The 9,710-nt window shown below is 73.4% G+C and carries 9 protein-coding genes and 1 riboswitch; of the genes, 3 read left to right on the forward strand and 6 right to left on the reverse strand.

Annotated elements, in window-relative coordinates:
• The first annotated feature begins 298 nt into the window (after window positions 1–298).
• Complete coding sequence (locus tag DQW85_RS33180) at window positions 299–814, forward strand: anti-sigma factor (protein WP_420819201.1); 516 nt, start codon at window positions 299–301, stop codon at window positions 812–814.
• Between the two features lie 57 nt (window positions 815–871).
• Here the strand turns inward: DQW85_RS33180 and DQW85_RS33185 are convergent, their stop codons facing one another.
• From DQW85_RS33185 to DQW85_RS33195, 3 genes are all read right to left on the reverse strand, one after another.
• A complete protein-coding gene (locus DQW85_RS33185; protein WP_113703725.1) occupies window positions 872–1,870 on the reverse strand; it encodes a LacI family DNA-binding transcriptional regulator in 999 nt (332 codons plus the stop codon).
• Window positions 1,871–1,963: 93 nt separating this feature from the next.
• Window positions 1,964–2,629, reverse strand: coding sequence for a CHAP domain-containing protein (locus tag DQW85_RS33190; RefSeq protein ID WP_113703726.1), 666 nt, complete (start codon window positions 2,627–2,629; stop codon window positions 1,964–1,966).
• A 13-nt stretch (window positions 2,630–2,642) separates the two neighbouring features.
• Window positions 2,643–2,780, reverse strand: a riboswitch (cyclic di-AMP (ydaO/yuaA leader).
• 121 nt (window positions 2,781–2,901) lie between these two features.
• Window positions 2,902–3,855: a Gfo/Idh/MocA family protein gene (locus tag DQW85_RS33195; protein ID WP_113703727.1), complete on the reverse strand. Its 954-nt coding sequence runs from the start codon at window positions 3,853–3,855 to the stop codon at window positions 2,902–2,904.
• A 286-nt stretch (window positions 3,856–4,141) separates the two neighbouring features.
• On the opposite strand from DQW85_RS33195, the gene DQW85_RS33200 reads away from it, so the two are divergent.
• Window positions 4,142–5,083, forward strand: coding sequence for a hypothetical protein (locus DQW85_RS33200; protein WP_240197580.1), 942 nt, complete (start codon window positions 4,142–4,144; stop codon window positions 5,081–5,083).
• Complete coding sequence (locus DQW85_RS33205; RefSeq protein ID WP_205315595.1) at window positions 5,080–6,336, forward strand: DUF6716 putative glycosyltransferase; 1,257 nt, start codon at window positions 5,080–5,082, stop codon at window positions 6,334–6,336. The genes DQW85_RS33200 and DQW85_RS33205 overlap by 4 nt, the downstream gene beginning before the upstream one ends.
• Window positions 6,337–6,444: 108 nt before the next feature.
• On the opposite strand, the gene DQW85_RS33210 is transcribed toward DQW85_RS33205, so the two are convergent.
• The 3 genes from DQW85_RS33210 to DQW85_RS33220 form a co-directional block, all read right to left on the reverse strand.
• Entirely contained in the window at window positions 6,445–7,716 is a 1,272-nt protein-coding gene (locus DQW85_RS33210) for an alpha-2,8-polysialyltransferase family protein (RefSeq protein ID WP_113703728.1), read from the reverse strand.
• A gap of 63 nt (window positions 7,717–7,779) precedes the next feature.
• Complete coding sequence (locus tag DQW85_RS33215) at window positions 7,780–8,772, reverse strand: glycosyltransferase family 2 protein (RefSeq protein ID WP_113703729.1); 993 nt, start codon at window positions 8,770–8,772, stop codon at window positions 7,780–7,782.
• A gap of 29 nt (window positions 8,773–8,801) precedes the next feature.
• Window positions 8,802–9,710: N-acetylneuraminate synthase family protein (locus DQW85_RS33220; RefSeq protein ID WP_240197581.1), on the reverse strand; the 909-nt coding region annotated here is incomplete at its 5' end.

The raw sequence follows: 9,710 nt of genomic DNA on the forward strand, positions 1-9,710 counted from the left end.
CTCGCGCCTGCTGGCCGAGCTCGCCCGCTCACGCCGCCCCGCACCTCCACCCCTCACCCAGGCGCCCGGCCCGTCGTCCCCGGCGGACCCGCCGGCCGCGCCCATGGGACAGACCGGGGGGCGGCACAGGTCCGGCGCGTCGTCCGGCCGGCCCACGTCCGCCGAGACTCCGCACCCGGATCCACACCACTCTCCGAGTCCGGCTCCGAGTCCGGCTCCGAGTCCGGCTCCGGGTCCGGCTCCGGGTTGGGCTCCGGGGCCGGACTCGGAGACGGTGTGGATCGAGCGGCCAGAACCGGTGGCCCGGGCAGCGTCCGCCGGTCAGGGAGAGGTCGTCGCGCTGCGAAGCAGCCGGGCGAGAGCGCTGGCGGGGGTCGCCGCGATCGCCTCCGCGGCCGCGATCGCGCTCGGGGTCGTGGCGTTCGACGCCCGGCGCGACCTGGGCGATCTTCAGCTCCGGGAACGCGAGGTGGCGGCCGTGCTCTCGGCTCCGGACGCGCGCATGGTACGCCTGCGCGTCACCTCTGGAGGTTCGGGCACCGTGACGATCTCACGGGCCCGTGGCGGCATGGTCTTCACCACCACTGGGCTGCCCCGGCTGCCGGATGCGCGCGTGTACGAGCTGTGGCTGATGGGCCCGGACGGCGCCCGCCCGGCAGGCCTGCTCGACCGGCGGGCAGGCGGCCCGAGCGGGCCGGTGCTGCTCCGGCCGCTGGACGGCGACCAGCGCGTCGGTCTCACGGTCGAACCGGCGGGCGGCTCCAGGAAGCCGACCACCAGACCCGTGCTCCTCGCCGACCTCCCCCCGGCCTAGGGCCGACCTCTCCCCGGCCTGGGGCCGACCTCTCCCCGGCCTGGGGGCGGGCGGACGTCAGGCGGAGGCGCGGATCACCAGGTGGGTGTCGAGGATGACCACGGGCCGGCACAGCTCCTCGCCGTTGATGCGGGCCACCAGCAGCCGGGCCATCTGCCTGCCCATCTCCTCGGCCGGCTGGTGGACCGTGGTCAGCGGCGGGTCGGTGTGGAGGGCGGCCTTGGAGTCCTCGAAGCCGACCACGGCCACATCGAGCGGGACGGCCCGGCCGGCGGCCTTGAGCTCCCGCATCGCGCCGACCGCCATCAGGTCGGAGGCGGCGAACACCGCGTCGAGGCGCGGCTGCCGTTCCAGCAGCTCGCGCATCGCCGCCGCGCCGCTCTCCTCCGAGAAGTCACCGTACGCGACGATCCGCGGCAGGCCGGAGGCGAGCAGGGCGTCGTGGTAGCCGGCCAGGCGGTCGACGCCGACGCCCATGTCCTGGGGGCCGGCGATGGCGGCGACGGCCCGGCGGCCGAGCCCCAGCAGGTGCGTGACCGCCTGCCGGGCGCCCTCGCGGTTGTCCATGTCGACGTAGCAGCAGGGGGACGGGCCGACGGGCCTGCCGCCGAGCACGGTCGGCACGCCCATCGCCTCCAGCCGCCCCGGCAGCGGGTCGGCGCCGTGCAGCGACAGGAGCAGCACCCCGTCGACGTGCTGTCCCGTCAGGTAGTCCTCCAGCCGCTGGTGCTCCTCGCGCGACTGGGCCATCGCGAGGATGAGCTGCAGCCCGGTCTCGGCCAGCGCGGAGCCGATGCCGCGGATGGTGCCCGCGAAGCATGGCTCGTCGAACACCCGCACCTCGGACTCCGACACCACCAGCGCCACGGTGTCGGTGCGCCGGGTGACCAGCGCCCTGGCGGCCCGGTTGGGCACGTAGCCCAGCTCCCGGATGGCCTGCCGCACCGCCTCGCGCGCCTTGTCGCTCACGTGGGGCGACCCGTTGATGACTCTCGACACCGTGCCCCGGCCGACCCCGGCCCGAGCCGCGACTGCCTCAAGAGTCGGTCGGTTCATGGCGCCATTGTGCCGGATGATCTCGTTTTGGAAACGGCGAGCGCGCGCCCGGATGGACGCGCGCTCGCCGTGGGGGGCCGTTGCCGGCGGGGGTCAGCCGGCGTACTCGGGATAGCCGTAGCCGACGACCTGCCCCTTGGGCCGCACCCGCTCTTCGACCCGGCCGTTGCCGGTGTTGCCCTCGATGGTGGAGATGGTGCCGTCGCCGTTGTCCTTGACGACGAAGCCGACGTGCCTGATGGACCTGATGGTCTTGCCCCCGCTCCACGAGAAGAAGACCACGGCGCCGGGCTTGGGCTCGTCGCCCCAGCGCCTGTTGGCGTGGAACCACCTGGCGTGCGCCACCGTCCAGGCGTCCCAGCCGACCTGCGGGCGGGCGCCGAGCTGCTCGCCCACCCAGGACACGAACATGGCGCACCAGGCGGCGTTGAGGTAGTCCGCCCGGGCGCCGCCGTCGCGCCGGATGGTCTCCAGGGCGCGCTGCGAGCCGGCGTACCACCTCTGGAACTTGGTGCCGCCGCCGTAGGCGTTCTCCGAGGTGCCGACCTGGGCCCGGGCCAGGTCGATGACCTGCGCGGCGGTCACGTTGATCTTGTCCGGGCGCCGCTCCTGCGACGCCGACGCGGGTACGGCCTTCTCGGGGACGTCGGCGCTGGCGGGGGAGACGGCGCTCGACACGGCCGAGAGGGCGATGGTGGCGCCGAGGGCGGCGCGGAGGAGGGTGGTCCTCGGCGGGCGGGTCAGGGTGTGCAGGGCCATCGAGCGGGGATACTCCTTGCTTCCATGCCGCTTACCGGGTTAGCTGACGGGTTCGGGCGTGGAAGCTGCCCTATGGCACTGGCGTGCCGATTCACCCCAAAAGGACGTGGGTCCCCGGTTCCGTGCGAGGCGGATTCAGCGGTCACAGGGGGGGCCTGTGATCGATCTTGTACGATGGTCTGGCAACGAACCGGTCGAAACCGGGCGTTTACCGCGAATGCCCCATAAGGTAATACAAACGGCAAGTGACTGACAACAGGACAAAGGGCGAGTCAGGTCAAACTTTGCTGAGCGTCGGCCAGCAGCCCCATCATGGCCAGGCTCTCGTCAAGGGGCATGACCTCGCTCTCGGTCCTTCCCTCGGCCAATGCCGCCCGGACCTCGCGCAGCTCTCCGGCGTAGCCGTTGTCGGCCGGATCGAGCTCGTACGCCTCTGGCTCCATCGACGGCCCGCTGAACACCACCCGCTCCGGCGCCCAGAACGGCGCCTGGATGTCGGCCCGCATCCCGGTGCCCACCACGTACGCGCTGTTGGGGAACCCGCCGAGCAGCGAGACCTCCACCAGCGCCCGCCTGCCGCCCGGATAGACGAGCACCCCCGCCGCCTCCGCGTCCACACCGGACGGCGCCAGCGAGCCCGTCACGCACACCCGCGACGGCATCCCGAGCAGGAGCTGAGCCAGCCCGAACGGGTAGACCCCCAGGTCGAGCAGGGCCCCGCCGCCCAGCTCCGGCGCCCACAGCCGGTGCAGCGGATCGTACGGCAGCGCGAAGCCGAACGAGGCGTGCACCGAGCGGATCTCGCCGAAACGCGGATCGGCCGCTACCCGACGGATCAGCGGGTTGAACCTCATCCACATCGCTTCCATCAGGAACACCCCGGCCTCGCGGGCCAGCAGCACCATGCGTTCGGCGTCGGCCACCGAGGCCGCCAGCGGCTTCTCGCACAGCACCGCCTTGCCCGCCGCGATGGCCGCCTCGGCCACCTCCAGGTGCTGGGCGTGCGGGGTCGCCACGTAGACGGCGTCCACGGCCGGGTCGGCGCACAGCTCCGCGTACGAGCCGTAGGCCGACTCGGCGTCCAGGGCGGAGGCCAGCGCCTGGGCCCTGGCGAGTTCGCGCGAGCCGACCGCGGCCACCCGCATCCCCGGCTCCGCGGCGATGACCGCTCCCACGGTCCTCGCGATGCCGCCGGTCGCCGCGATGCCCCACGCGAGATCCTTCATGGAGAAGGATCGTAGCGGTCCTGATCACCTCAAACCGCCCTGATCCCGCCCCGTCCGGGCGCCGGTCCCGCCCCGCCTGGCAGGTGCGCAGGACCGTGCCCTGGACCGTGCCCTGGACCGTGCTCTGGACCCTGCTCTCAGCCTGCTCCGCGCCGCGGGCCGGGGCCGTCCAGGCGATGCGGGGGAGATGAAGGCGAACTGTTCACGCCGCGTTTCTGGGGGCGTAAGGCGGCCGGGCTAGCTTGAGGCGATCGTGAACGGGCCATCACCCTACGGGGGGAGCAGAGTGGGCAAGCGGGCTTCCGCCTGGGTGGAGTCTCCGCTCCAGATGCTGTGCGCCGTCGAGGCCCACCACGCCGGGCTCCTCGGCCCCGCGACGGTCATCGTGCCCCGCGCGAAGCTGCGCGCCCTCAAGGCGACGCGCCGCGAGCTGAGCCGCATGCCGCTCCCCGGCGGACTGGAGCTGGCCGAGCCGTCCACGCGCATGCCGCGCCGGCTCAACGCCGCCGGCGACGCCTTCTCCGGCAAGGTGCAGCTGCGCTGGCTCACCTCCGACCCGGGCCGCCTCGTCGTGGTCGACGACGGGCTCGCCACGATCCGGCTGCTGGAGCTGCTCGCGGCCGGGCCGTTCAAGCCGCTGCTCAGGGCGCGCGCCCAGCCCGGACGGCTCCGCGCGGTGCTGGGGCTGGCCGCCGCGATCAGGCTGCGCGCGAGCCGCGTGTCGGTGTTCACCGCGCTGCCGGTGTCCGAGGAGCTCGACCGGGCCGTCCGGCGCGCCGGCGTCGATCTCGTACGCCACGACTTCGCCTGGCTGCGCGCGCAGCCGCCCGGCCCGGGTCCCGCCGAGCGCACCGTCGTGCTGGGCACCTCGCTGGTCAGGAACGGTCTCGTCCACCGCGACCAGTACCTGCGCTGGCTCACCGACCTGGCCGCCGAGGAGCCGCTCGCCTACTACCCGCACCGGCGCGAGGACCCCGTGGACGTGGCGCTGATCCGCGAGCGGCCGGGCATCACCGTGCACGACGCGGGCGCGCCCGCGGAGCTGACGCTGCGCGGCCTGGACCCCGGGCAGAGGGTGCTCAGCCTGCCGTCGACCGCCATCACCTCGCTGCGGGTGCTGCTCAGCCCGCGCGGCGTCGCGGTCGAGCCGGTCGACGTGCCGGAGGACTGGTGGACCAGCAGGGCGGCCCCCGCGCTGCGATCGCATCTGACAGGAGTTTCCGGGTGAGGGTTCTGGCGGTCGCCGACTCCGACTCGTATCTGAAATGGGCGGCCTGCCTGCTCGGCGACCTGCCGTCCGGCTGCGTCACGGAGCTGGCGGTGGTGCGCACCCCGATCACGCCCTCACCGCAGCAGATCGCCGCCGCGGTGGAGAGCGCCGTGACGGGTGCTGCGGCCGGTGCGCTGGGTGCTGCCGCGCCCGGTGTGGTGGCCGGTGCGGCGGGTGGGCGGCCCTTGCCGCCCGTGCCGACGGTGCTGTCGGCGCGGGCCCTGCGGCGCGTGGCCGAGCGGACCAGGCCCGACGTGGTGATCGTGGCCTGCACGGGGCCTGTCGTGGACGTGCTGGTGGCCGAGGTGTTCGACGGCCTGCGCCCGCGGCCGGTGTTCGTGACCGGGCTGCCCGGCATCTCGGTGCCCGCCACCGAGAAGGCCTGGCAGTTCCGGAGCGGCTGCGACCTGTTCGTGGTGCACAGCCGGCGGGAGGTGGCCGAGTTCGCCGAGATCGCGGCCCGGCTCGGCGGGGGAGGGGCCGTCGGCCTGGCCAGGCTGCCGTTCCTGCGGCCGCGGCAGGACGGCCGGGACGCCGGCTTCGCGGGGGATCGCGTGGTGTTCGCCACCCAGGCCAAGGTGCCGAGGGAGCGTGAGGAGCGCGAGCGGATTCTCTTCGCCCTCGCCCGGCTGGCCGAGCGCAGGCCGGACCTGGACGTGGTGGTCAAGCTGCGCGCCCGCGAGGACGAGCGGCAGACGCACAACGAGCGCCACCACTACCAGCGGCTCTGGCGGGAGCTGGGCGAGCCGGGCAGGATCGCGTTCGAGACCGGCTCCATGCATGAGCAGCTCGCGCGCGCGGCCGGGTTCGTCACGGTGAGCTCGACCGCCGCCCTGGAGGCCATCGCGCAGGGTGTGCCGTCGCTGGTGCTGAGCGACTTCGGCGTGAACGCCGAGATGATCAACCTGGTGTTCGAGGGCAGCGGGCTGCTGGGCACGCTCGACCAGCTCACCGAGGGCGGCTTCCGGGCCGCCGACGCGGCGTGGTGCGCGGCCAACTACTTCCATCCGGCGGGCGGCGACGACTGGACGGGGCTGCTGACCGCGATGGCGATCGGCCCGCTGGTGCCCGCGCGCTCGCTGATGGACGGTCCCGAGCACGCCGCCGCGCGGCGCCGGGCCAGGCTCCGGGTGGAGGTGCCGCCCACGATGCTGCGCGCCGGCTACCGCGCCAAACGGCGGATGCGCCGCTACCTGCGCACCCTGACCTGAGCCGCCCGTACCCGGGCACACCGACGCAGGATGCCGCTACCTGGGCACACTGACCTGAGCCACCCCTACCTGGGCACACCGACCCAGGATGCCGCTACGGGCGCGGGCTCAGAGGGCCGCTCTGAGCTTCCGGCGCAGCCGCGTCAACGCGGTCGGCTTCGCGGTCAGGCCGAGCGTCTCCAGGCGCTTGCGCTTGAAGTAGCGCGGGTCGAAGGACACGTCCTCGGGCCGCAGCTCCGGGTACGCGTCGGCCTGCATGCAGTAGCCGACCGCGCGCACCAATGCCGCCAGGTCGACCGGGGGCGGGTCGCGCAGCTCGCCGTCCGCCGACAGCCGAGGCAGCAGCGCGTCCACGATCGTGACGGGCACCCGGTTGCTGTTCTCGTACGGCGCGAGCCGCTCCAGCACCAGCTCGGTCCCGTACGTGGCCACCGGCAGCCCGAAGTAGCGCGAGGCGGTCACCAGGCCGGTCGAGAAGCAGCCGACGACCAGCCGGGGGCGCAGCGCGGCGAAGCAGACCTCGGCGGGGACGCTCTCGCCCGCCACGACCAGCCGCACGCCGAGCCGCTCGGCCGCGGCCCGCAGCCGCCTGGCGTGGTCGCGCCCCGCCGACGGGTGCGGCTTGAACACGACCTTGTCGTGCCCGCGCGCGGTCATCGCGCGCAGCATCGACTCGTGCAGCCCCGCCTCCTCCTCGGGGGTGACGATGTCCAGCGCCGACAGGTACTGCCCGAGGATCATCGCCTCTCCGCCGAGCATGTCGGGCGCCGTGGCGGACACCTCCCGCACGATCGACAGGAACGCCTCGTCCGTCAGCACCGTGGAGGGCACGCCGTACTCGCTGAGCAGCAGCGGCGTCAGTCCGGGCACCAGGTCGAGGTGGAGCAGGCGGCCGACGCGGCGGAAGGTCTCGGCGGGCAGCGGGTCGCGGGTGGGGCCGTAGCTCATCAGCCCGTCGGAGTAGACGGTGATCGGGCAGTCGCGCACCAGACCGGCGATCGTCCGCGCCGGGGGCACCGGGATGGACTCCAGCACCAGCTCGTCCACCTGGTCGAGGCCGAGGTGGCCGCGGATCAGCCGCTCCATCATCGGCACCTCGATCACCCGGGCCCGCCAGTCGGACGGGTGCAGCGGCGCGATCAGCTCGTTCCAGGAGTGGACCTCGTCGAAGCGGGAGCGCAGCACCGCGAACCCGGGCGTCCGGTCGAGCGGCACCGCCACCTCGGGGATCGCCGCGTTCGTCGAGACGATCAGCACGCGGCGCCCGGCGCCGAACCGGCCCTCGTCGATCCCGGCCGCCAGCGACATCGCGCCGAACAGCGTCGAGGCGTAGAAGACCTTCGTGCCGTGCCCGGCGACGACCTCACTTCGTCCGGTCATGAGACCTCCTTCGCCGGTGTAAGCCCGAGGCGCCGGGTCCACCGGCGACCTCGTTCCGTCCGGTCACGTGTCCTCCCGATCGCGGCCCGCCCGAAGCCGGAGCCGCACATGTGGGCTGGGGGGCAGGTCCGGCAGCAGCACCCGCAGCGTGGCCTCGCGCTCGGCCGACATCCGCGCCACCGCCTCGACCACCATCTCGGCGGGCAGGGCGCGCACCATCTCGGCGCCGCGCTCCTCGAAACGGCTCCGCAGCGCGGGCGTGAACCGGTCGGCGATCTCCAGGTGGTGGGCGAGCAGGGCGCAGAAGTTGCGCACGGCCTTGGGCAGGTACTCCTCCTCCAGGTCCTTGAACACCAGCTGGAAGGCGTCGAAGAAGTGCAGCTGCCGCTCGTCGCCCACCTGTGTCAGCGACCCGGCCACCTGCCGCCGGTAGAACAGCCCGGCCAGCGAGACCACGGCGAACGTGGCCGCCTCCCGGTGCAGCCGCCAGATCCACGGCCGGTCCTCGGCGGTGTGCAGCGAGCCGGGGAAGTGGAGCAGGTCATGGAGGGAGCGGCGGTAGACGCCGGCCCAGGCGTACGGGTAGTCCACCATGGTGCGCACATCGGCCGGCAGGATCGCGTCCCTGGGGGCGAGCACCGCGCCGCGCCGCGACAGCGGCGCGCGGTGCACCACCCGCTTGCGCCCCTCGGCCTGGACGTGGTCGGTGCGCACGAAGTCGCAGCCGAGCCCCTCGATGGCATCGACGAGCCGGCCCAGGTAGCCGGGCGCGAGCCAGTCGTCGCCGTCCATGAACGTGACGTACCGGCCGGTGGCGGCCGTGAGGCCGGCGTTGCGCGCGTCGGCCAGCCCCAGCGGCGCCGGGTTGCGGATCACGCCCAGGCCGGGCAGGTCGCCGCGGAAGTCGTCGGCGATGTCGCCGGTCGCGTCCACCGACCCGTCGTCCACGACGATGAACTCGAAGTCGTGCCGGACGTTGCGGCACAAGGAGGACAGCGCGTCGGCGATGTAGCGCTCGCAGTCCCGCACCGGCACGACGACCGAGAGAGTGATCAAAGCGTTCCCCGTCAGACGATCACGCGGTGTCAGACCGTCACGCGCCGCAGGCGGGCCTTGGGCGCCTCCTCGCCGGGGAAGACCCGCTTCACGCCGTCGCCCATGGCCTGCTCGATGATCCGGATGTCGCGCACCAGGTGCTCCAGCCCGGCGGGCTCCAGCGAGGCGGCGTGGTCCGAGCCCCACATGGTGCGGTCGAGCGTGATGTGCCGCTCGACGCACACCGCGCCGAGCGTCACGGCGGCCAGCGAGATCTGCAGCCCGCGCTCGTGCCCGGAGTAGCCGACAGGCACCCCGTAGCGCTCCTTCAGCGTGCTGATGGTACGCAGGTTCGCCTCCTCCGGCGGGAGCGGGTACGTGGAGGTGGCGTGCATCATGATCAGCTTGTCGGTGCCGAGGATCTCGACCGCCTGGTCGATCTCCGACAGCGTGGACATGCCGGTGGACAGGATGACCGGCTTGCCGGTGAGGGCGAGCGCGCGCAGCAGCTCGTGGTCGGCGACGCTCGCGGAGGCCACCTTGTGCACCAGGACGTCCATCTCCTCGAGGAACTCCACCGAGGGCACGTCCCACGGCGAGGCGAACCAGTGCAGGCCCCGCTCGTCGCAGTACTTGGCGATCTGCCGGTACTCGTCGCGGCCGAACTCGGTCCGCTCCTTGTACTCCAGGTAGGTCATCTCGCCCCAGGGCGTCTGCCTGATCTGGCCGCGCTGCTCGGCGGGCACGCAGATCGACGGCGTCCGCTTCTGGAACTTCACCGCCTGGCAGCCCGCGTCGGCCGCCACGTCGATCAGCCTGCGGGCGATGTCGAGGTCGCCGTTGTGGTTGATGCCGATCTCGCCGATCACGTACACCGGCGCGCCGTCGCCCACCGGCACGTCGCCGATCGCGACGGGCCGGGCGGCCACCGCGCCGAGCCCGGCCCTCGCGGCAGCCCC

The sequence above is a fragment of the Nonomuraea lactucae genome (assembly GCF_003313395.1).
Classification (GTDB): Bacteria; Actinomycetota; Actinomycetes; order Streptosporangiales; family Streptosporangiaceae; genus Nonomuraea; species Nonomuraea lactucae.